The sequence below is a fragment of the Streptomyces sp. NBC_00663 genome (genome assembly GCF_036226885.1).
Classification (GTDB): domain Bacteria; phylum Actinomycetota; class Actinomycetes; order Streptomycetales; family Streptomycetaceae; genus Streptomyces.
Genome location: NZ_CP109027.1, coordinates 7980641 through 8002593, shown reverse-complemented (window position 1 = coordinate 8002593; position 21953 = coordinate 7980641). Strand labels below are relative to the sequence as shown.

Sequence of the window (21953 nt, the reverse complement as noted above, 5' to 3'; positions counted from 1 at the left end):
CACGTAAGCCTGACACCCGCTGATCCCCTCCCCCACGGCGGGTGCGTTCCCCCGTTCTGGGGAAGCGTCGGGCCCGCCGCCACGTCGGCCAGCCTAGGCCTGGGACCCTGCCTGCATGGCGCAGTTGGAACACTTCACCACTCCCGTCGACACAGTCGTCGACCGGATGCGTGGCCTGGACGAGGCCCTTCCGGAACGGGACGGGATCGCGGTGTTCAACCGCGTCTACCTCGCCGTCACCGAGGCGGTCGACCGGGGCATCGACAGCGGCCGGTTCGCGGACGCCCGCACCGCGATCACGCTGGACGTGCGGTTCGCCGAGCGCTATCTGCGGGCGGTCGACGCGGTGGCCCGCGACCGGCGCCCGCCCGCCTGCTGGCGGCCCCTCTTCCAGTTCCGCCGCCATCCCGGCGTACGACCGCTGCAATTCGCCCTCGCGGGCATCAATGCGCACATCGGGCACGATCTGGCGCTCGCCGTCGTGGACACCTGTCGTACGCTCGACTGCGAACCCGCCGATGTCGAGGACGAGTTCGACCGCGTGGGCGATCTCCTCGTCTCGCTGGAGGAGCGCATCCGCGAGGATCTGATGCCGGGCCCCGACCTGCTCCAGATCGCCGACCCGCTCACCCATCTGCTGGGCGCGTGGAGCCTGGAGCGGGCCCGGGACGCGACCTGGACCGCGGCGCGGGCCCTGTGGGCGCTGCGCGGACTGCCGGACGTGGCGGCCGAGTTCACGGAACGGCTGGACACCGCGGTGGGGTTCGCGGGGCGGATGCTGCTGACCCCGCTTCCCGACTGAGGAGTGCCCGGCGGCTCAGTCCTCCGGCAGTTCCACCGGCGCGATCTCGTCGTACACGTCACCCGGTCCCGGGTTGGTCGCGTCGGTCGCGCCGCCGAAGTGGTGCATGACGCCCCAGACCGCGTTCAGCGCGGTCTGGATCGCGCCCTCGGCCCAGCCGGCCGTCCAGGAGATGTCGTCTCCGGCGAGGAAGATGCCCCGCTTGTCCTCGGGCAGCCGGTCCTGCATGAAGTGGGTGAACAGGCGCCGCTGGTAGCGGTAGTGGCCGGGCAGGTTGGCCTTGAACGCGCCCATGAAGTACGGCTCGTTCTCCCAGGACACCGTCACCGGGTTGCCGATGATGTGCTTCCTGATGTCGACCTTCGGATAGATCTCGCCGAGCGACTTCAGCATGACCTCCATCCGCTCGTTCGCGGACAGCGGCAGCCACTTCAGGCTGTCGTCGCACCAGGTGTAGGAGAGGCAGATGACGGCCGGCTTGTCCGGACCGTCGTCCAGGAGGTAGGTCCCGCGCGTCATCCGGTCGGTGAGCGTCATCGACATGACATCCCGGCCCGTCTCCTCGTCCTTGTCCAGCCAGAACGGCCGGTCCACGGGCACGAAGAGCTTCGAGGACTCCATGTAGTGGGTGCGCTCGATGGCGGTCCAGTGGTCGATCGGGAAGAGCGAGTCGTCGCAGGCGATCTTCGACAGCAGCATCCAGGACTGGGCGGTGAAGATCGCCGCCTGGTAGGTGCGGATGTCGCCGTTCGCGTCGGTGACCGTGATCTGGTTGCCCGCGGTGCGGTGCAGCCGGGTCACGGCGGGCCGGGGTTCGCCGTTCACGTGCAGGCTCGCCAGCGAGGTGCCGTGGGGCCAGTGGAGGATCTTCTCGGGCTCGCGCTCCCACAGCCGCAGCGGCAGTTGCTGGGAACCGCCGACGATGCCGCGGTGGTGGTCGTCGGCCTCGGTGTAGACGACGCGCAGGATCTCCAGGATGGAGTTGGGGAAGTCGGTGTCCCAGCCACCGGTGCCGAAGCCGACCTGGCCGAAGATCTCTCGGTGCCGGAAGGACCGGAAGGCCTCGGAGTCGCAGAGGAAGCCGTAGAAGGTCTGGTTGTCGAGCTTCTCGACGAGCCTCGCCCAGATCTCCCGGATGCGCGGGACGTCCCGCTCGCGCATGGCCTGGTTCATGTCGGAGAAGTCGGCGCCCTCTTCGAGGCACTTGTTCCAGGCGGCGGCGACATCACGGTAGACCTGCGGCAGGTCGTCGACGGTCTCGGCGTAGTGCGACTCGCCCTTGAGGTCGACGACGGTCGAAGGGGTGCACTCCGCAAGGGGGTTGGGGAACGCGCGGGTCTCCAGACCCACCAGGTCGATGTAGTGCTGAAGCGCGGTGGAGGACGGCGGGAACCGCATCGCGCCCATCTCCGCCGTCAGGGAGCTGTCGCAGCCCTCGAAGCCGACCGTCCGCAGCCGTCCGCCGATCCGGTCGGCCTCGTAGACGACCGGCTTCAGGCCCATCTTCATCAGCTCGTACGCGGCCACGATGCCGGACAGGCCGCCGCCGATGACGGCGACCTCGGTGCCATGCTCGGTCGCCGGTATCTGGCCGAGGCCCGCCGGGTGGGCGAGGAAGTCGTCGTACGCGTAGGGGAAGTCCGGGCCGAACATGGTGATCGGCGGCTGCTGCGCGTCGGCGTGCTGGACGGCGTTGGGCACCGTGGACGTCATGGGGTACGGACTCCTTGCGAATGCTGCGAAGAATGCGGGGTGTTCAGACGTAGAGCTCGGGACGCCGGTCCCGCAGATACGGGTTGGCCTCGCGGGAGGCGGCGAGGAAGGCCGGGTCGGCGTCGGCGAACACCAGCTGCTCATCGCGTCCGGCGCGGGTGCGGGCGACCCCGTCGGGGCCGGCGAGGACGGAGAGCCCGATGAACTCGAACTCCCCTTCCTGGCCGACCCGGTTGACGTAGGCGACATACATCTGGTTCTCGAAGGCCCGCACCGGGATCATCGACTCCGCGACGAACTGGAACGGGTGCATCTGTGCCGTCGGGACGACGAGGAGGTCCGTCCCGGCCAGGGCGTGCGCCCGGACGTTCTCCGGGAACTCGACGTCGTAGCAGATCAGGAGCCCGACGGTCAGCCCGTTCAGCTCGGTCTGGACGACGTGCCGCTCGCCCGGGGTGAAGTGGTCGCGCTCGAAACAGCCGAAGAGGTGGGTCTTGCGGTAGTTGGCGAGACGGTCGCCGTCGGCCGAGATCAGCTGGGCGGAGTTGAAGACGGAGCCGGAGAACGCCTCCGGGTACCCGTACGCGATGGCGAGACCGTGCCGTACGGCGATCTCCGCGACCGCGTCCGCGCCCTCCCCGTCGGCCGGCTCGGCGAGGCGGGCGATGTCGTCGCCGATCGCGTACCCGGTGAGGAACATCTCCGGCGCGGTCACCAGCCCGGCGCCCGCGGCGGCGGCACGGCCCGCGGCCTCGTCGAGGACCTTGAGGTTCCCGTCGACCGAGCCGGGGCGGCCGGAGCTCTGGAGCAGGGCGGTGCGCATGCGTGATCCTCACCGGGGGCGGAAGGGGTGGTTGAGGGGGCCATCTAGACGGTACGGGCGCCTGACCAGGCCCGACAAGAAGGAGCCGTTGCGCGCCGCCGGGCGGTTCATTGCGCGCGGGGCGGCTCCGGCGGCGATTCGTTGCGTCGGCGGCCGAGAACCAGGGCGGTGACCAGGTAGGGCACCGAGAGGATCACGAAGACGGTGCCGTGGTCGGCCCGCGCGCCGAGCAGGGCGTACGCGGCGAAGGTGAGGACCGTGACCAGCTCCGTGCCGAGGCTCGCCACCGAGGTGAGCGTGGCCCGGCGGGCGTCGTCGATGCGGTGCTGGAGCCGTACGTCGGCGAGCACCTCGGCCAGCTGGAAGCCGCCGAAGGCCAGACCCACCAGGGCGATACCGGCCGGGGTGCGCAGCGCGGCGCCGACGGCCAGCGCGAGGGCCGAGCCCGCGAGCAGCCATGCCGTGCCGGTGGTGCCGAGGCGTTCGGCGGGCCCGGTCAGCAGGCTGGCCGCCGTGACGAGCGTCCAGACGAGCAGGATCAGATAGGGGACGGTCGCCTCGGCGACGCCGGTGTCGCGGGCCAGGAGCGGCGTGTACTCGTCGAGCGCGCCCCACACCGCGGCGACGGCCGGGATCAGCAGCAGAGCGCCGCGGACGGACCGGTTCCCGCGTGCCTCGCCGAGCCCGGTCCGCAGGGTCGCCCACCAGCCGTCACCGCCCGTCCCGCGCTCCGCCCGGTGCTCCGGGAGCCGGGTCGCGACCACGGCGGCCAGCACACAGGCCGCGACGCTGGCCGCGCCCACGACCGGGTAACCGCCCAGCGCGAACACCGGTCCCGCGGCCCCGATCGAGGCCATGGTGGCGACCAGCCGCGCCGCCCGGACGCGCCCCATCACCCGGGCGTAGCGGTGCGCGCCCCCGAGCCGGTCCAGCTCGTCGTAGGCCAGCGCCTCCAGCGAACCGGAGCAGAGCGCTCCGCCGACGCCCCACAGGACGAAGCCGAGCGCGAAGGCGCCGTACGACGGGACGATCACCCACAGCGCGAAGCCGACGGCGTTGAACAGCGGGCCGACCCACAGCAGCAGCCGGCGGGACACGGCGTCGGCGAGGGCACCGGAGGGCACCTCCAGGACGACGGCCGTGATCGACCACAGGGCGAAGAGCGAGGAGATCTGCCAGAGCGACAGCCCGGTGTCCGCGAACAGCAGCGCGTACACCGGGTAGAGCAGCACGAAGTCGTCGAGGAACGCGTAGCCGTACAGCGTGGTCGTCAGCCGGCGGACGCCGGTCGCGGGCACACGTGCGGGTGAGAGTGTCATGAGGCCTTCCCGGAAGGGCGGTTCGGACGTCGTCGCAACGGCGTCCGAGGCGGCCCTCGGGAGGCACGGCTGGTGGATCAATGTCGCCAGGTCATGACACCGATGCTAGACACTTGCGGGCCCGCTGCCCAGCGAATAGACGGTGCTCATGACGGGAGCAGCGCGCGCAGCGCCGACGGGGTCACCCCGGCCAGGCTGGCCTCGACGGTCCGGCCGGGTGCCGCCTCGATGGGGGCGAGGGAGGGCACGGCGAGCACCGTGCAGCCGGCCGCCTCGGCGGAGGTCACGCCGGTTTCCGTGTCCTCGACGGCGACGCACCCCGAGGGGTCCACGCCGAGCGCCCGGCACGCGGCGAGATAGGGGTCCGGCTCCGGCTTGGTGCGGGCGGTGTCGTCGGCGGTGACGGAGACGGCGAAACGGCCGGTGCCCAGTGCGCGCAGCACGGTGTCCGCGACCGACCGCGGCGACGCCGTCACCAGCGCGGTCGGTACGCCCTCGCGGGCCAGCGCGTCGAGCAGGTCGAGGGCGCCGGGGCGGGGCACGACACCGGTGCGGACCCGGTCGGCGAACTCCCGGTGGAGGGTGTCGGCGAGGTCGGCGGCCGGGGCGCCGGTGGCGGCGGCCAGCCAGTCGGCGGTGTGCTCGACGGGACGGCCGAGGACGTCCGCCCGGTCCGCCTCGGTCAGTTCCCGCCCGGCGACCCGCTCCACCGCCTGCCACCACAGCCGCTCGGTGTCGACGAGTGTGCCGTCCATGTCGAACAGGACGGCCTGGAGCGGGAGTCGGGTCATGTCCATCTCTTTCATACGGTACGTTCCGCGACCAGCACCGGCCGCTCGGGCAGCGAGACGCTCACCGTGGCACCGGCCGTGAGCGCACCCGCCTCGTGCGCGGGCAGATCGGCCTTGACCTCACCGCCGTCGGCGAGCCGGACGGTGACGCGGACGGCCGCGCCCAGGAAGGACGTGGCGAGCACCCGTGCCTTCCCGTCGGCGTCCGCGGCCACCCGTACCGCCTCGGGCCGCACCAGCACGTCCACGTCGCCCGCCTCCGGCACGGGACCGTCGACCGGCAGCCGCTGCCCGAGCACGTCGACCACACCGTCGCCCACCCGCCCCGGGACGCGGCTCATCGTCCCCACGAACTCGGCGACGAAGGCGGTGGCCGGTCGGCCGTACAACTCGGCGGGTGCCGCGCACTGTTCGAGCTTCCCGGCGTGCATCACGGCGACCCGGTCCGCCATGGACAGGGCCTCCTCCTGGTCATGGGTGACGAACAGCGTGGTGATGCCCAGCTCCTGCTGGAGCCGCCTGATCTCCTCGCGGAGCGTGAGCCGCACCTTGGCGTCGAGGGCGGACAGCGGCTCGTCCAGCAGCAGCACCCGCGGCCGCAGGGCGAGGGCCCGGGCCAGCGCGACGCGCTGCTGCTGGCCCCCGGAGAGCTGGTGCGGATAGCGCGCGCCCTTGTCGGCGAGCCCGACCAGCTCCAGCAACTCGGCTGCACGCGCCCGCCGTTCGCCCGTACGCACCCCGCGCATCCGCAGCCCGAAGGCCACGTTGTCGAGTGCGTCGAGGTGCGGGAAGAGGCTGTACGACTGGAAGACCATCCCGGCGTCCCGGCGGTGGGCCGGGATCCGGGTGACGTCCTCGCCGTCCACCAACACCGCACCGGAGTCGGGGTGCTCGAAGCCGGCGAGCATCCTGAGGGCGGTGGTCTTGCCGCAGCCGGAGGGGCCGAGCAGGGCGATCAGCTCACCCGGGCGGACGGTGAGATCGAGGCCGTCGAGCGCGACCGTGGGCCCGAACTCCCTTCTCAGTCCGCGGAATTCGACGGTGGCGGCGTTCTCGTTCGTTTTCATGGTTCAACCCCGGGAGGTGGTACGGGAGCGCCCGCCGAAGCCGGCCAGGACGAGGAGCAGCAGCCAGGTGACGAGCAGGCTCATCACGGACACGGCGACGGACAACTGGGCCTGCGAGCCGCTGACGTTGACGATCCACACCGCGAAGGGCTGGAAGCCCAGCAGCTGGGCGACGGTGAACTCGCCGAGCACCAGGGCCAGGGTGAGGAAGGAGGCGTTGAGCAGGGCGCCGCGCAGGTTGGGCAGGACCGCCTGGACCAGGGCCTGCGGCCAGCTCGCGCCGCAGCTCCGCGCGGCCTCGACGAGGGTGGGGACGTCGATCGCGCGCAGTCCGGCGTCCAGGGCCCGGTACACGAAGGGCAGCGCCATCACGACGTACGCCAGGACGAGTACGACGGGGAAGTCGGGGTTCTGGATGGCGACGAAGGTCTGGAACAGCGGCGTGCGGGAGAGGTGTTCGGGCCCCCACTTGAGGACCGTGACGATGCCGGCGACGAACGCGATCGGCGGCACGACCAGCGGCAGCGAGCACACCACCTCCACCACCGGCCGCAGCTTCGGCGCGCCGAGCCGCAGCGCGACCATGGCGGGCACCATCAGCAGCAGGACGACGGCGATGGTGGCGAGGGCCAGTTCCAGCGAGAGCATCAGGCTGGAGCCGAAGCCGCCGGTGGCGACGATCTGGGTGTAGGCGTCGACGGTCAGGCCCTGTCCCGGCACGTCGACCGTGAAGACCACGGAGGCGGCCAGCGGCAGCAGGAAGTACAGCCCGGCGAGGCCGAACACACCCCACCGCCACAGGTTCAGGCGAGCCATCGCGCACTCCTCCGTTGCAGGGGCAGATACACGGCCATGACGAGGCCCGCGACGAGGACCATGTCGAGGCTGAGGGCGAGGGCCACGTTCTCCTGGCCGACGAGCACGTTGCCGGAGAGGGCGTCGGCGATCTGAAGGGTGATCAACGGGACGGAACTGCCCACGATCGCGGCGGCGGTGGCGTAGGCGGCGAAGGCGCTGCCGAAGAGCAGCACGAACCCGCCCAGCAGCGTGGGCAGCAGGACGGGCAGGGCGACATGCAGCCAGTACTGCCTGGTGGTCGCGCCGTTGTTCTGCGCGGCCTCCCGCCACTGGACGCGCAGCCCCTCCAGGGCGGGGGTGATGGTGAGGACCATCAGCGGGATCAGGAAGTACAGGTAGACGACGACCAGTCCCCAGAAGCTGTAGAGGTCCCAGCCTTTGTCGGTGAGGCCCAGGTGCCGGGTCAGTACGCCGGCGTTGCCGAGCGTGGCGACGAAGGCGAAGGCGAGCGGGACACCGCCGAAGTTGGCGAGGACGCCGGAGGCGGTGAGCACGGCCTCGCGCAGCGCGCGGTACCGGGAGGTGACGACGGCCTGTGCGAGCGGCAGTCCGAGGAGCGTCGCGAGGGCGGCGGACACCGCGGACAGCTTGACGCTGCCGACGAGGGCGGTGAGATAGGCGCCCCGCAGCGAGGCGGTCAGGTTGGCCGTGCTGTAGGCGCCGGTGCTCTTGACCGTGAAGGCTCCGTCGAGGACCGCCCAGGCGGGCAGCCCGAAGGCCACGGCGGTGAAGGCGAGCAGCGGGACGACGGCGACCCAGCCGAGCGACCGGCGCCGCCGCCCCACCGCGGCGGCGGGCGCCGTGTCGACCCGCGGGAGCGTGGCCGTCATCCGGAGACGGCCTTCGCCCAGCCCTGTCCGAGGACCGTCTTGGCCTTGTCCTGCTGGGCCTCGGTCGGGAAGGAGGGCGTGCCGGAGACCTCGGGGAGCTTGGCCGCCGCGGTCTTGTCGAGGGTGCCGGCCTTCTCCATGGCGGCCATCAGGGCCGGGCGGGCGTATCCCTTGAGCCACAGGTTCTGGCCCTCGGCGCTGTAGAGGTACTCCTGCCACAGCCGGGCGGCCGCCGGGTGCGGGGCGTCCTTGTTGATGGCCTGGGAGTAGTACTGGGAGAACTGCCCGTCGCCGGGGACGGTGACCTTCCAGTCCACGCCCTTGGACTTGAACTCGTCCGCGTACCCGGCGTTGAGGTAGTCCCAGTCGATGCTGATCGGCGTCTCACCCTTCTCGACGGTGGCCGGGGTGGACTCGACGGGGGTGTAATTGCCGTTGTCCTTCAGCTTCTTGAAGAAGTCGAGGCCGGGCTGGATGTCGTCGAAGGAGCCGCCGTTCGCGAGCGCCGCCGCCCACACGCCGCCGAACGCCGAACCGGACTTGGTGGGGTTGCCGTTGAGGGCGACCTGGCCCTTGTACTGCGGCTTGAGCAGGTCGGCGAAGGTGGTGGGACAGCTCTTGACCCGCTTCGCGTCGCAGCCGATGGAGATGTAGCCGCCGTAGTCGTTGTACCAGCGGGCCTGCGCGTCCTTCTGCCCCTCGGGGATGTCGGCGAAGCCCTGCACCTTGTAGGGGGCGAGCAGCCCCTGCTGGGCGGCGCTGATCGCGAAGGAGCTGCCGAGGTCGAGCACGTCGGGTGCGCGGCCCTGGCCCTTCCTCGACGTCACGGCGTTGATCTCGTCCTGGCTGGCGCCGTCGGGGTTCTCGACGGAGATCTTGATGCCGTACTTCTTCTCGAACCCGTCGATGAGGGCACCGTAGTTGGCCCAGTCGCGGGGCAGGGCGATGGCGTTGAGCGTGCCCTCCTTCTTGGCCGCGGTCACCAGGGCGTCGAGGCCGCCGAAGTCGGCGGCGGAGGTGGCGGTGGCGGCGTTCTTGCCGTCGGCGGTGGTGGACGCGGTGTCGGGGGCGGCGCCGCAGGCGCTCAGGGTGAGCGCGGCTATGGCGCCGAGGGCGGCGGTTCTCGGCAGGGAAACGGTCACGGCTTCTCCAGGGCGTTAAGAACTTGTCTGAACAAGTTGGCCCCAGTAAGGCTGCCGCTGGTGTCACGCCCGTAAACACTGAAGAAACGCTGACCCCCGAACTCCGGGCCAATCAAGTACCCCTCCGGCCGCCGCCGGATGTCGACTAGGCTGGTCACGCTGTGCACAGCATTCGACTCAGAGGGGAAGCATGGCGGCGCGACACGAAGAGATCGCCGACGAACTGCGCCGGGCGATCGACCGCGAGGAGTACACGGTCGGCAGCCGCCTGCCCGCGGAGACGGACCTCGCCGCCCACTACGGCGTCTCACGGGGCACGGTCCGCCAGGCGGTCGCCGCGCTGACCGCCGAGGGCCTCATCGGCTCCCGCCAGGGCGCCCGCCGCGTGGTGCTGGCCAGCCGCCGCAGCCAGAGCTTCGCCGAACTGCGCAGCTTCGCCCAGTGGGCGCGGGCGATGGGCCGCGAGGCAACGGGGCAGGTCATCACCCAGGAGTACCGACCGGCGTCCACCGAGGACGCCGTACGCCTCCAACTACCCGCCGGGACACCGGTGTTGCACGTCCTGCGGGTCCGCGGCCTGGACGGCGAGCCGGTACTGCTGGAACGGACGGTGTACGCCGACTGGATCTCCCCCGCCGTCGAACCGATCGAGCCGGACTGCCCCTCCGTCACCCAACGCCTGTACGACGAGACGGGGTTGGTCTTCGCGTACGGCGAGCATGTCATCGACGCGGTCGCGGCGGGCGCGCAGGACGCGGACCTCCTGTCGGTCCGCCGCACCAGCCCCCTTCTCAGGGTCCGCCGTGTGACGACGACCCGCGAGGGCCGCCCGGTGGAGTGGTCGGACGACCGCTACCGCTCGGACGCGGTGAGCTTCAGCGTGCACAACTCGACGGCCAACAACGCGCTGGCGAGAAAGACGGCGGAGTAGGGGCGGGGGGAACTGCGCGAACGGCCACAACGGACCCGCACCAGCCCCACAGCCGCACCACCCATCACCCGGGCGCCCCCGAGGAGAACCGCCTCAACAACGGCGACAACACCAGCACCGACTTGGTCCGCTCGACGAACGGCTCCCCGGCAATCCGCTCCAGGACCCGTTCAAAGTGCCGCATGTCAGACGCAAACACCTGCACGATCGCATCCGCGTCCCCCGTGACCGTCGACGCCGCCACCACCTCCTGGTACCGCTCAAGACCCCGCCGGATGATCTCCGGCGAGGTGTTGTGCCGGCAGTAGATCTCGACGAACCCCTCGGTCTCCCAGCCGAGCGCCGACGGATCGACCCGCACCGTGAACCCGGTGATGGCGCCAGTGGCACGCAGCCGGTCCACCCGTCGTTTCACGGCGGGCGCGGACAGACCGACGATCTGCCCGATGTCCGCGTAGGAGCGGCGGGCGTCCTCGGCGAGGGCGTGGACGATGCGTTCGTCGAGATCGTTGAGCACGGTGGGTGGATCAGCTCTCAGGTGATGCGGGCGGTGCGGTAGGTGCGGTCGTCGCGAGACGGGAGCGGCGGTGGCCGTACAGGAAGTAGAACACGAGCCCGGCCGCCATCCAGATTCCGAAGACCACCCAGGTGACGGCGGACAGGCTGCCCATCATCCAGACGCAGAACCCGAGGCCCAGCACCGGCAGCACCGGCGACAACGGCACCCGGAAGGTGCGCGGCATCTCCGGACGCGTCCGGCGCAGCACCACGACGGCGATGTTGACCAGCCCGAAGGCGAACAGCGTGCCGATGCTGGTGGCGTCGGCGAGCTGCCCCAGCGGGATCGCGGCGGCGAGGACACCGCAGAACAGGGACACGATCACGGTGTTGGCCCGCGGCGTACCCGTCTTCGGATGCACCCGCCCGAACACCTGGGGCACCAGCCCGTCCCGGGACATCGCGAAGAGGATGCGGGTCTGACCGTAGAGCACGGTCAGGACGACGCTCGCGATGGCGATGACGGCACACGCGGCCAGCAGGGTCCCCCAGAAGGTCTGCCCGGTCACGTCACGCATGATCTGCGCGAGCGCGGCCTCGGAGTCCCCGAACCGCTGCCAGGGCTTGGCGCCGACGGCGACGGCCGCGACAAGGACGTACAGCGCGGTGACGATGACCAGCGACAGCATGATCGCGCGCGGCAGGTCGCGCTGGGCGTTCTTCGCCTCCTCACCGGCGGTGGAGGCGGCGTCGAAGCCGATGTACGAGAAGAAGAGCGTGGCCCCGGCCGCGCTGACGCCCGCCATGCCGAGCGGCATGAAGTGCTCGTAGTTGCCGGCGCGGAAGCCCTGGACGCCGATGGCGCAGAACAGCACCAGCGCGGCGATCTTCACGACCACCATGATCGTGTTGGCGCGGGCGGACTCCCGCGCCCCGCCCAGCAGGAACGCCATGGCCAGCAGCACGACGATCAGCGCCGGCAGGTTGAAGACACCGCCGTCACCGGGCGGGGCGGACAGCGCGTCGGGGATGGTGACGCCGATCGTCCCGTCGAGCAGCTCGTTCAGGTACTCGCCCCAGCCGACCGCGACGGCGGCGACCGAGACGCCGTACTCCAGGAGCAGACACCAGCCGCAGACCCAGGCGACCAGTTCGCCCAGCGTTGCGTACGCATACGAGTACGACGAGCCCGCGACCGGGATGGTGCCCGCGAGCTCGGCGTAGGACAGGGCCGAGAAGAGGGCGGTCAGTCCGGCGATGACGAAGGACAGGGTGACCGCGGGACCGGCCTTCGGCACGGCCTCGCCGAGGACCACGAAGATGCCGGTGCCGAGGGTGGCACCGATGCTGATCATGGTCAGCTGCCACAGCCCGAGGGTCCGGCGCAGACGGCCGCCCTCGCCCTGGCCGCCCTCGGCGACCAGGCGTTCCACGGGCTTGCGCCGCATGAGCCGCGCACCCCACCCCGGGGACGGTGTGGTGCGGTGTTGCGGGGGTGCGCCTTGGTCGAGCACGCGCTGACTCCTTCGTCGCTGCGATCGGCGCGAGGGGACCGGCGGCACACCTGCGGGAGCAGGAACCCACCGAGCGGGGTCCCCGCCACGCCACGTACAGCGCTTGACCCTATGAGCCAGACATCACGGTCGTCATGCAGCAACCTTGCGCACCTCCGCAAGATCGTTGCGTTCATCGCAGAGGGGCGGGCGTTCGTTGCGCGCGGCCCGGTCAGGCGTCCTGGACGCCGGTCAGCTCCTTGACGAGGAACGTGCACGCATCCGCCTGCTCCTGCCGTACGCCCGCCTGATCGACGTACGCCCACCGGTCGACGTAGTCCACGGTCGGCCGGTACCCGAGCCGCGCGTACAGCGCCGCCGCCCGCGGATTGTCGCCCGCCACCCCGAGCCCCATCACCCCGATGCCGCGCGCCCGTGCCAGCTTCTCGGCGGCCCGCACCAGCGCGCTGCCGACGCCCCGTGAACGCAGCTGCTCGGGCCGGACGAGGAGTCCGTTGATCTCGGGGCAGCCGGGGTGCGCCGCGCGCACCTCGGGCGCCGCGCAGCCGGTCCAGCGGACCTCGGCGTGGCCGACGGGCCGGCCGTCCAGCCACGGGATCAGATAGGTGCTCTCCCCCGCCTCCTGGCGCGCGAGGCGGGCCGCGTGGCTGCCGTCGACGCTGGACGACGGCATGAAGGACCCCAGTCGGCCGAGATCCTCGGCCCGGCACGGTGCGATCTCCATGCCCGCGACCGTAGCCGCCCGGGCATGCGAACGGCCCCCGGTTCTCACCGGGGGCCGCAGGCGACGGGGTCAGCTCCAGCTGGCGTGCAGCGGCTTGCCCTCGGCGTAGCCGGCCGCGCTCTGGATGCCGACGACCGCCTTCTCGGCGAACTCCTCCAGGGAGCCCGCGCCGGCGTAGGTGCAGGAGGAGCGGACGCCCGCGATGATCGAGTCGACCAGGTCCTCGACGCCCGGACGGGTCGGGTCGAGGAACATGCGGGAGGTGGAGATGCCCTCCTCGAAGAGCGCCTTGCGGGCCCGGTCGTACGACGACTCGTCGGAGGTACGGTTGCGCACCGCACGCGCCGACGCCATGCCGAACGACTCCTTGTAGAGACGCCCGTTGGCGTCCTGCTGGAGGTCGCCCGGCGACTCGTACGTCCCCGCGAACCAGGACCCGATCATCACGTTGGACGCCCCCGCGGCCAGCGCCATGGCGACATCGCGCGGGTGCCGGACACCGCCGTCGGCCCACACGTGCTTGCCGTACTTCTTCGCCTCCGCCGCGCACTCCAGAACGGCGGAGAACTGCGGCCGGCCGACGCCGGTCATCATCCGGGTCGTGCACATGGCGCCGGGGCCGACGCCGACCTTGATGATGTCCGCGCCCGCCTCGATCAGATCCCGCACGCCCTCGGCGGCGACGATGTTGCCGGCCGCGATCGGGACGTGCGGGTCGAGCGCCCGGACGACCTTGATCGCGTTGATCATCGACTCCTGGTGGCCGTGGGCCGTGTCGATGACGAGCGTGTCGACGCCCGCGTCGAGCAGCTGCTTGGCCTTGCCCGCGACATCGCCGTTGATGCCGACGGCGGCGGCGATCCGCAGCTTGCCGTTCGCGTCGACGGCCGGCGTGTAGAGGGTGGCCCGCAGGGCGCCCTTGCGGGTGAGGATGCCGGCCAGCTTGCCGTCCTGGTCGACGGCGGGGGCGTAGCGGCGGTTGGCGCCGTCGAGGCGGTTGAAGGCCTCGCGCGGGTCGATGTCCGCGTCGAGCAGCAGCAGGTCACGGGACATGACCTCGGTGAGCTGCGTGAACCGGTCGACGCCGGTCAGGTCCTGGTCGGTGACGACACCGACGGGACAGCCGTCCTCGTCGACGACGACACCGGCGTTGTGCGCCCGCTTGGGCAGCAGCGCGAGGGCGTCGGCGACGGTCTGGTGCGGGGCCAGCACGATCGGGGTGTCGAGGACGTGGTGGCGGCTCTTCACCCAGGAGACGACCTCGGTGACGACGTCGATCGGGATGTCCTGCGGAATGACGACGAGGCCACCGCGCCGGGCCATCGTCTCGGCCATACGGCGCCCGGCGATGGCGGTCATGTTGGCGACGACCAGCGGGATCGTGGTGCCCGAGCCGTCCGGGGAGCTGAGGTCCACGCCCTGCCGCGAACCGACGGCGCTCCGGCTCGGGACCATGAAGACGTCGTCGTACGTCAGGTCGTACGGGGGCTGGATGTCGTTGAGGAAACGCACGTGCTGCACATCCCAGTCGATCAGAGGTGGCCCCCGGACAGGTCAGCCAGGGGGAAGAGCACGTACTTCATTGTCCCATGTCAACCGGAATGCGATGCCCGGACAGATCGTCCAAGCAGGTCAGAGGGGCCTTAGGAGGATCCTCCAAGGGCGAGCGCCACAGAGGCCACGGAGGCCTCCGAGAACACCTCGCGGGCGACCGCCCACTCCTCCGGCCGCGCCTGCGCGTACGGCTCCCAGTTCCGTACGACGACCACGATCCCCGCCTCGACGGCTTCCGCCGGCCAGACGCCGGGGTCGGAGAGGACGTCGGCCAGCGCGTCCCAGTTGCGGCCGAAGTGGTCCGGCAGCCGCAGGTCCCGGGCGCAGCGGTCCATCAGCCCCGCCTTGTCGGTGACCCCGTCGAGGTCCAGCGTGACCACGACCTCCGTCATCTCAGCACCGCCCTGAACGAGTCGTAGTGATCATCGGTGTAGTAGATCTCGTCGCCCCGCCCGGTGACAATGCGCCGGGCCCCGCGATCGCGCGAGCCCGGCGTGGGAACGGTGTATTCGTGGTAGTAACCGCGCTGGTGGGCGGGGAGCAGCCCTTCGAAGTTCCCGAAGACACTGCCGTCCTTCTGGTACGGGAACGGCCCGCCCGCGTCGATGAGTCGCAGCGTCTCACGCGCCTGGACGGGCAGGTGCGACTCCTGGACGGTGGCCAGGCCACCGGCCCACGCCGGAGCATCGGCATCGGTCGAGGCGCACCCGGCCGGCACCAGCACCAGCGCACACAGCAGCACCCGGGAGACGAACCGCAGCAGCATGCGCTCCACGCTGCCACGGCCGCCCTCCCTCGACCCTCCGTCAGAGGCCGTCCGGGTCAGCCCTGTTCAACGCGGGCTTCGGCGTCGACCCCGCCGCCATCAGCACATCGGCCGCGGACGTGTCCGTGACGAGGCTGGTGACGAGCCCCGACCGCAGCACCGCGTCGATCGCCATGGCCTTGCGGGCCCCGCCCGCGATCGCCACGACCTCGGGGATACGGCGGAGCTGGTCGGCCTTGACCGTGATGCACCGCTCGCCCAGGTCCCGGCCCACCCGGCGCCCCTGGGCGTCGAAGAGGTGCGCGGACATCTCGGCGGCGACGCCGAGGGAGGCGTAGTGCGCCCGCTCCTCGTCGCTGAGCATGTCGTGCACCGTGGAGATGCCCGGCTCCCAGGAGCCGATCGACACACAGGCGACGGTGACCTTGTCGAAGTACTCGAAGGCCCGCGCGATCCCGGTCTGGTTGCGCAGCGCCGCCGCGGTGGCCACGTCCGGCAGCAGCATCGGCGCGTAGATGGGGTGCGCGTCCCCGCCCGACACCTGGGCCGCACGCCGTACCGCCTCCACCGATCCGCGCTCGGCGGTCCCGGCGTCGTACACCCCCGTCAGCTGCACCACCGTGCACGGCGGCAGCCGATCGAGGGCGGCCGCCATGTGGATGGTGGACCGGCCCCAGGCGAGCCCCAGGACATCGCCCTCGTTGACGAGCTCGCCGAGCAGGTCGGCGGCCGTCTCACCGAGGTTCTCGGGGTCGGGCGACTCCTCGGCCTCGGCCGGGGACTCCACCACCACGGCGTGCCTGAGGCCGTACCGGGCGCGCAGCGCGTCCGAGCGCTCGGCGTCCAGCTCGGCCGGGACGCGGATCTCGATGCGTACGAGATCCCGTTCGAGAGCGGTCTCCAAGACCCTGGCCACCTTGAAGCGGCTCACGCCGAACTCCTCGGCGATCTGGATCTTCGATTTGCCCTCGAGGTAGAAGCGGCGGGCCATGGCCGCCGCCTGCACCAGCTCAGCGGGTCCCATCCGCATGGCTGACCGGCCCGCCGACATACCCGACACGGCCATCTCCTCACTGCTGTTCACACTCTGGATTCGCCGTTCATCCTTGCAGATCCGGCGGACTTGATCAGCCCTGATGGGAGCCGTTCACGTTCCTGTGGCTCAGTGGCCGCATGCCCAGCTCGCCTTGGCGGTCGCCCCTTCCGCTTGGTTGCGCAGTGCACGTACCGCCTCGGCCGGGTCGGACGCGTTGTACACGGCCGAACCGGCGACGAAGACGTCCGCCCCGGCGTCGGCACACTGCTCGATGGTGGAGGCCGCGACACCGCCGTCCACCTGGAGCCACAGTTCAAGGCCGTGCTTGCTGATCAACTCGCGGGTGCGGCGGATCTTGGGGAGCATGATGTCGAGGAACGACTGTCCCCCGAAGCCCGGCTCCACGGTCATGATCAGCAGCATGTCGAGCTCGGGGAGCAGATCCTCGTACGGCTCGATGGGCGTCGCGGGCTTCAGCGCCATGGAGGCGCGGGCTCCCTTGGCGCGGATCTCCCGGGCGAGCCGGACGGGGGCGGCGGCGGCCTCGACATGGAAGGTGACGGACCCGGCCCCCGCCTCGACGTACTGGGGCGCCCACCGATCGGGGGCCTCGATCATCAGATGGCAGTCCAGCGGAGTGTCCGTCGCGCGGGCCAGAGACTCTACGACCGGCACACCGAGCGTGAGGTTCGGGACGAAATGATTGTCCATGACGTCGACGTGGAGCCAGTCGGCTCCCTCCACCGCCTTCGCCTCGTCCGCGAGGCGGGCGAAGTCTGCGGACAGGATGCTGGGGTTGATCTGCACGGCCATAGGCCAAGCCTCCCATGTCCGGGCACGAATGTTCGCGTCGGTCCAGACCTAAGCCGTTCATCGGATGTTGCTCCGGGACGGTACGTGCCATATTGGGCCGCCGACCGTGAGGACGAACGGCTGCCGGGGTGGCCATGACCGAGAACCGGGGCATCGCGCATCTGGTGTGCGGGCGGCGGGCCAAGTGGGTCGTGCTGGTGCTGTGGCTGGTGCTGCTCTTCCTGACGGCACCCCTCGCCTCCAAACTCACCGACGCCCAGGACAACGACGCCGCCTCCTGGCTGCCCGGTTCCGCCGAGTCCACCCAAGTCCTCCAGATCTCCGAGGACTTCAGGCCCGAACAGATCCCCGCCATCGTCATCTACGCCCGTGAGAGCGGCCTCACCGCCGAGGACAGGGCACAGATCACGCAGGACGCCCGGCAGCTCAGGCAGCTGCGCGACCACGGCGTCCGCGGCGCCGAGACCCGCGGCCCGGTCTACGACCGCGAGACGGACCCGCGCGCGGCCCAGATCCAGGTCCCCATCACCATGGACGAGAAGGGCTGGGAGGAGATCTCCCCGGCGGTCGACTCCATCCGGGACATCACCGGGAAGAGCACCGCCGGCCTCGCCGTGCACATCACGGGCCCGGGCGGCACGTCCGCCGACTTCTCCGAGGCCTTCGAGGGCATCGACTCCACGCTCCTGCTGTCCGCGATGGGCGTCGTCATCGTGATGCTGCTGATCACCTACCGCAGCCCCACGCTCCTCCTGGTCCCTCTGCTGTCGGTGATCGCGGCCCTGTTCACCGCGCAGGCCTTCATCTACCTCCTCGCCGAACACGCGGGCCTGACGGTCAACGGCCAGAGCGCGGGCATCCTCACGGTCCTCGTCTTCGGCGCGGGGACGGACTACGCCCTGCTCCTGGTGGCCCGGTACAGGGAAGAGCTGCGCCGTCACGAGGACCGTCACGAGGCCATGGCCCTGGCGCTGCACCGGGCGGGCCCCGCGGTGATCGCCTCGGGCGCCACGGTGGTCCTGAGCATGCTGGTGCTGCTCGCGGCCGAGATGAACTCGACGCGGGGTCTGGGCCCGGTGGCCGCGATCGGCGTCGCCGTGGCCCTGCTGGCGATGATGACCCTGTTCCCCGCCCTGCTGGTGATCTGCGGACGCTGGATCTTCTGGCCGGCGATCCCGCACTTCGGCACCGCGGACCCGACGGAACGAGGCGTCTGGGCGCGCACGGGCCGCCGTATCGCCCGCCGCCCCCGGCTGATCTGGGGCGTCACGGCGGTGGCCCTGGCGATCTGTTCCCTGGGCCTGATCCAGCTGCGCGCGGAGGGCATCAGCAACGCGGACGCCTTCACCGGCAAACCGGACTCGATCGTCGGCCAGGAGGTCTCCGCGAAGTACTTCCCGGCGGGCAGCGGCGACCCCCTGGTCATCGTCAGCAACCAGGCCCAGGCCCGTCAGGTGGGCGAGGCGGTGGCCGGCACCCGCGGCGTCGTCCCCGACTCGCTGGGCCTGCCACCAGGTACGAAACCCTCCCACGACGGCCAGGTCCTCTTCGAGGCGACGATGACCGCACCGTCCGACAGCGAGGCCGCCAAACAGACGGTCGAGCGCGTCCGTGACGCCGTCCACGCGGTCCCGGACGCCGACGCCCAGGTGGGCGGCGGTACGGCGGCCCTGCTCGACATGGACAAGGCCACCGCCCATGACAACCAGCTGATCATCCCGCTCGTCCTGGTCGTGGTCATGCTGATCCTGTGCGCCCTGCTGCGGGCCCTGATCGCCCCGCTGCTGCTGATCGGCACGGTGATCCTGTCGTTCGCGGCGGCCCTCGGCCTCAGCGCGCTCGCGTTCAGGTACGTGTTCGACTACGCGGGCGAGTCGACGGACTTCCCCCTGTTCGTCTTCGTCTTCCTGGTGGCCCTGGGCATCGACTACAACATCTTCCTGACGACCCGTATCCGCGAGGAAGCCGCCCGCCAGGGCACCCGCCCCGGCGTGGTGACGGGCCTGGCGGCGACGGGCGCGGTGATCACATCGGCGGGCCTGGTCCTGGCCGGCACCTTCGCCGCCCTGGGCACCCTGCCGATGGTCGCCTTCGCTGAAATCGGCTTCGCGGTGGCCCTGGGCATCATCCTGGACACGTTCGTGGTCAGGTCGGTGCTGGTCACGTCCTTGTTCCTGGACGTGGGCCCGAAGGTGTGGTGGCCGCACAGTTTGTCGAAAGAGGACGGCAGTGCAACGCCCCCAGGGGCGCGGGGAACTGCGCGACAAGCCACATCGGACCCGCACTGACCCACCGCCCCCAGCCCCTACGGCGCGGTCCTCCGAATCAACGCCAGATACATCGCATCGGTCCCATGCACATGCGGCCACAACTGCACATCAGGCCCGTCCCCAAGCTCAGGCACCCCGGGCAACAAAGGCCGCGCGTCGATCAGCTCCGCACCCGGCACCTGCTTGAGCACGTCCTGCACCACGGCCCGGGTCTCGGCAAGATGAGGCGAACACGTGGCGTACCCGACCACGCCCCCCACCCGCACGGAGTCCAGCGCGGTCCGCAACAATCCCCGCTGCAACGGCCCGAACCCCTCAAGATCCTCAGGCCGCCGACGCCACCGCGCCTCGGGCCGCCGCCGCAACGCCCCCAGCCCGGTGCACGGCACATCCACCAGCACCCGGTCGAAACTCCCGGCCCGCCACGGCGGCTGCGTCCCGTCCGCGGCGATCACCTGATACGGCCCGGGATTCCCGGCCAACGCCTTGGCGACGAGCCCCGCCCGATGCGGCTGCTTCTCGGAGGCCAGCAGCGCCGCCCCCCGCTCGGCGGCCAGCGCACCGAGCAGCGCCGCCTTCCCACCCGGCCCCGCACATCCGTCGAGCCACTTCTCGTCGGGCCCGTCGAGCGGCGCGTTGGCAAGGGCGATCGCCACCAGTTGGCTGCCCTCGTCCTGAACACCGGCGCGCCCGTCCCGTACGGCCTCGATGGCCCCGGGCTCACCGCCCTCGGCCAGCCGTACGGCATACGGCGACCAGGTCCCGGCGACGGCGGCCTCCTCCCGCAGCAACTCATCGACGGTCGCCCGCCCGGGCCGGGCGACCAGCGTCACCTCGGGCCGCTCGTTGTCGGCGGCGAGCAGCGCCTCGATCCCGGCTCGCCCACCCCCGAGGGAGTCCCACAGCGCGGAGACGACCCACCGGGGATGCGAGTGCACCACGGCGAGGTGATCCTCGGGATCGTCGTCGTAGGGCGGCGCGACCTTGGCGATCCATCCCTCCAGATCGTCCTGCGCGACCTTCCGCAGCACGGCGTTGACGAACTTGGCCCGCCCGTCACCGAGCACGACCCGGGCCAGCTCGACGGACGCGGACACGGCGGCATGCGTGGGAATCCGGGTCCCGAGCAGCTGATGCACCCCGAGGCTCAGCACATCCAGCACCGGCGGGTCGACCTCGCGCAACGGCCGGTCGACACACGCGGAGATGACCGCGTCGTACGTCCCCTGCCGCCGCAGCGTCCCGTAGACCAGCTCGGTGGCGAGCGCGGCGTCACGCCCGTCGAACTTGTCCGGCCCCTCCTTCTCCCGCGCCTTGCGCAGCAGCGGCGGCAGAACGAGGTTGGCGTAGGCGTCCCGTTCGTCCACGGCCCGCAGGGCCTCGAAGGCGAGGATGCGGACGGGGTCCTTCTTGGGCCGACGGTAGGGCTTGCCGGACGTGCCGGGCCGACGGGGCTGGTCGCTCACGAAAAAGGTGCTCCGGATGTCTTGAGGGAATACGCACCAAGCCTACGTCCCCCTCGTCGGCGCGCTATCGGCCGACGACCTCTCCCTCACCGATGCGCACCCCGCGCGCCCAGTCGGCGGCCCGCATCGGCTTCTTGCCCTGGGCCTGCACCCACAGCAGCTCCACGGCGTAGGAGCCGGTGCCGACATGGACGCTGTTCTTGCCGACGGCCAGCTGTCCCGGCGCGAGGTCGGTCCGCTCGGGCACCGGGGTGACCTGGATGAGCTTGAGCCGCTCGCCGCGGAAGACGGTCCAGGCGCCGGGAGCGGGGGTGCAGCCGCGCACGACCCGGTCGACGCGCAGCGCCGGGGTCGCCCAGTCCACCTGTGCGTCCTCGACGGTGATCTTCGGCGCGAGCGTGATGCCGTCGTTCGGCTGCGGTACGGCCTTCAGGGTGCCGTCCTCGATACCGTCCATGGTCGCGGCGAGCAGCCCGGCGCCGGCGAAGGCGAGCCGGGTGAGCAGGTCGCCGCTGGTGTCGGTGGCGCGGACCTCCTCCGTCACGGTCCCGTACACGGGCCCGGAGTCGAGCCCCTCCTCGATGAGGAAGGTGGAGGCGCCGGTGATCTCGTCGCCCGCCATGATGGAGTGCTGCACGGGCGCCGCCCCACGCCAGGCGGGCAGCAGCGAGAAGTGCAGGTTGACCCAGCCCTGGGCGGGGACGTCGAGAGCGACACGGGGCAGCAGGGCGCCGTAGGCGACGACGGGACAGCAGTCGGGGGCGATCTCCCGCAGCCGCTCCAGAAACTCAGGGTCCCGCGGCTTGAGGGGCTTCAGCACCTCGATGCCCGCCTCTTCCGCCCGCTCCGCGACCGGGCTCGCGACCAGCCTGCGCCCACGCCCGGCCGGCGCGTCGGGCCGCGTGACGACAGCGGCCACCTCGTGCCGCCCGGAGGCGATGAGGGCGTCCAGAGCGGGAACGGCGACTTCGGGGGTACCGGCGAAGACGAGCTGCATGGGTGGGTGAGGGCCTCTCGGGCGGAAGGGCGGATGTCT

20 protein-coding genes and 1 pseudogene are annotated in these 21953 nt (G+C 71.2%); 3 read left to right on the top strand and 18 right to left on the bottom strand.

Going from position 1 to position 21953, the window contains the following annotated elements; all coding sequences use genetic code 11:
* Nucleotides 1–115: 115 nt before the first annotated feature.
* Nucleotides 116–802: a DUF5995 family protein gene (locus OG866_RS36315; protein WP_329341407.1), complete on the top strand. Its 687-nt coding sequence runs from the start codon at nucleotides 116–118 to the stop codon at nucleotides 800–802.
* 15 nt (nucleotides 803–817) lie between these two features.
* On the opposite strand, the gene OG866_RS36310 is transcribed toward OG866_RS36315, so the two are convergent.
* The 8 genes and pseudogenes from OG866_RS36310 to OG866_RS36275 all read right to left on the bottom strand — a co-directional run bounded on the left by OG866_RS36310 (nucleotide 818) and on the right by OG866_RS36275 (nucleotide 9345).
* Entirely contained in the window at nucleotides 818–2515 is a 1698-nt protein-coding gene (locus tag OG866_RS36310) for a flavin monoamine oxidase family protein (RefSeq protein ID WP_329341406.1), read from the bottom strand.
* Between the two features lie 43 nt (nucleotides 2516–2558).
* Nucleotides 2559–3338: a carbon-nitrogen hydrolase family protein gene (locus OG866_RS36305; RefSeq protein ID WP_329341403.1), complete on the bottom strand. Its 780-nt coding sequence runs from the start codon at nucleotides 3336–3338 to the stop codon at nucleotides 2559–2561.
* A 107-nt stretch (nucleotides 3339–3445) separates the two neighbouring features.
* Nucleotides 3446–4657 carry an MFS transporter gene (locus OG866_RS36300; RefSeq protein ID WP_329341402.1) on the bottom strand — a complete coding sequence of 404 codons (1212 nt, stop codon included), beginning with the start codon at nucleotides 4655–4657 and terminating at the stop codon, nucleotides 3446–3448.
* A 155-nt stretch (nucleotides 4658–4812) separates the two neighbouring features.
* A pseudogene (locus tag OG866_RS36295) lies at nucleotides 4813–5448 on the bottom strand (HAD family hydrolase); the annotation flags it as partial.
* Nucleotides 5449–5459: 11 nt separating this feature from the next.
* Nucleotides 5460–6515, bottom strand: a complete 1056-nt coding sequence (locus tag OG866_RS36290) for an ABC transporter ATP-binding protein (protein ID WP_329341401.1) — start codon at nucleotides 6513–6515, stop codon at nucleotides 5460–5462.
* Nucleotides 6516–6518: 3 nt separating this feature from the next.
* Nucleotides 6519–7331, bottom strand: a complete 813-nt coding sequence (locus OG866_RS36285) for an ABC transporter permease (protein ID WP_329341400.1) — start codon at nucleotides 7329–7331, stop codon at nucleotides 6519–6521.
* Complete coding sequence (locus OG866_RS36280; protein ID WP_329341398.1) at nucleotides 7319–8203, bottom strand: ABC transporter permease; 885 nt, start codon at nucleotides 8201–8203, stop codon at nucleotides 7319–7321. Before OG866_RS36280 ends, OG866_RS36285 begins: the two co-directional genes overlap by 13 nt.
* Complete coding sequence (locus OG866_RS36275) at nucleotides 8200–9345, bottom strand: ABC transporter substrate-binding protein (RefSeq protein WP_329341397.1); 1146 nt, start codon at nucleotides 9343–9345, stop codon at nucleotides 8200–8202. Before OG866_RS36275 ends, OG866_RS36280 begins: the two co-directional genes overlap by 4 nt.
* Before the next feature lie 190 nt (nucleotides 9346–9535).
* Between OG866_RS36275 and OG866_RS36270 the strand changes: the two genes are divergently transcribed.
* Entirely contained in the window at nucleotides 9536–10276 is a 741-nt protein-coding gene (locus tag OG866_RS36270; RefSeq protein WP_329341396.1) for a GntR family transcriptional regulator, read from the top strand.
* Nucleotides 10277–10340: 64 nt separating this feature from the next.
* Here OG866_RS36270 and OG866_RS36265 read toward each other — a convergent pair whose 3' ends face one another.
* The 8 genes from OG866_RS36265 to rpe form a co-directional block, all read right to left on the bottom strand.
* Nucleotides 10341–10793 carry an Lrp/AsnC family transcriptional regulator gene (locus tag OG866_RS36265; RefSeq protein WP_329341394.1) on the bottom strand — a complete coding sequence of 151 codons (453 nt, stop codon included), beginning with the start codon at nucleotides 10791–10793 and terminating at the stop codon, nucleotides 10341–10343.
* A gap of 10 nt (nucleotides 10794–10803) precedes the next feature.
* Entirely contained in the window at nucleotides 10804–12288 is a 1485-nt protein-coding gene (locus OG866_RS36260) for an amino acid permease (protein WP_329341392.1), read from the bottom strand.
* A 211-nt stretch (nucleotides 12289–12499) separates the two neighbouring features.
* Entirely contained in the window at nucleotides 12500–13012 is a 513-nt protein-coding gene (locus OG866_RS36255; protein WP_329341391.1) for a GNAT family N-acetyltransferase, read from the bottom strand.
* 69 nt (nucleotides 13013–13081) lie between these two features.
* Nucleotides 13082–14524 carry a GuaB1 family IMP dehydrogenase-related protein gene (locus OG866_RS36250; protein WP_329344460.1) on the bottom strand — a complete coding sequence of 481 codons (1443 nt, stop codon included), beginning with the start codon at nucleotides 14522–14524 and terminating at the stop codon, nucleotides 13082–13084.
* Between the two features lie 131 nt (nucleotides 14525–14655).
* On the bottom strand, nucleotides 14656–14958 hold the full coding sequence (locus OG866_RS36245; RefSeq protein WP_329341390.1) for a barstar family protein: 303 nt from the start codon (nucleotides 14956–14958) through the stop codon (nucleotides 14656–14658).
* Complete coding sequence (locus tag OG866_RS36240) at nucleotides 14955–15332, bottom strand: ribonuclease domain-containing protein (protein ID WP_329344458.1); 378 nt, start codon at nucleotides 15330–15332, stop codon at nucleotides 14955–14957. The genes OG866_RS36245 and OG866_RS36240 overlap by 4 nt, the downstream gene beginning before the upstream one ends.
* A gap of 40 nt (nucleotides 15333–15372) precedes the next feature.
* Nucleotides 15373–16416 (bottom strand): sugar-binding transcriptional regulator, encoded by a 1044-nt coding sequence (locus tag OG866_RS36235; protein WP_329341388.1) that lies wholly within the window; start codon nucleotides 16414–16416, stop codon nucleotides 15373–15375.
* Between the two features lie 78 nt (nucleotides 16417–16494).
* Nucleotides 16495–17181, bottom strand: a complete 687-nt coding sequence (gene rpe / locus OG866_RS36230) for a ribulose-phosphate 3-epimerase (RefSeq protein WP_329341386.1) — start codon at nucleotides 17179–17181, stop codon at nucleotides 16495–16497.
* 134 nt (nucleotides 17182–17315) lie between these two features.
* On the opposite strand from rpe, the gene OG866_RS36225 reads away from it, so the two are divergent.
* Nucleotides 17316–19469, top strand: a complete 2154-nt coding sequence (locus tag OG866_RS36225; protein WP_329341385.1) for an MMPL family transporter — start codon at nucleotides 17316–17318, stop codon at nucleotides 19467–19469.
* 17 nt (nucleotides 19470–19486) lie between these two features.
* Here OG866_RS36225 and OG866_RS36220 read toward each other — a convergent pair whose 3' ends face one another.
* Both OG866_RS36220 and fmt read right to left on the bottom strand, forming a co-directional pair.
* Nucleotides 19487–20917, bottom strand: coding sequence for an RsmB/NOP family class I SAM-dependent RNA methyltransferase (locus OG866_RS36220; protein WP_329341382.1), 1431 nt, complete (start codon nucleotides 20915–20917; stop codon nucleotides 19487–19489).
* A 64-nt stretch (nucleotides 20918–20981) separates the two neighbouring features.
* Entirely contained in the window at nucleotides 20982–21914 is a 933-nt protein-coding gene (gene fmt / locus OG866_RS36215) for a methionyl-tRNA formyltransferase (RefSeq protein WP_329341380.1), read from the bottom strand.
* Between the last annotated feature and the right edge of the window lie 39 nt (nucleotides 21915–21953).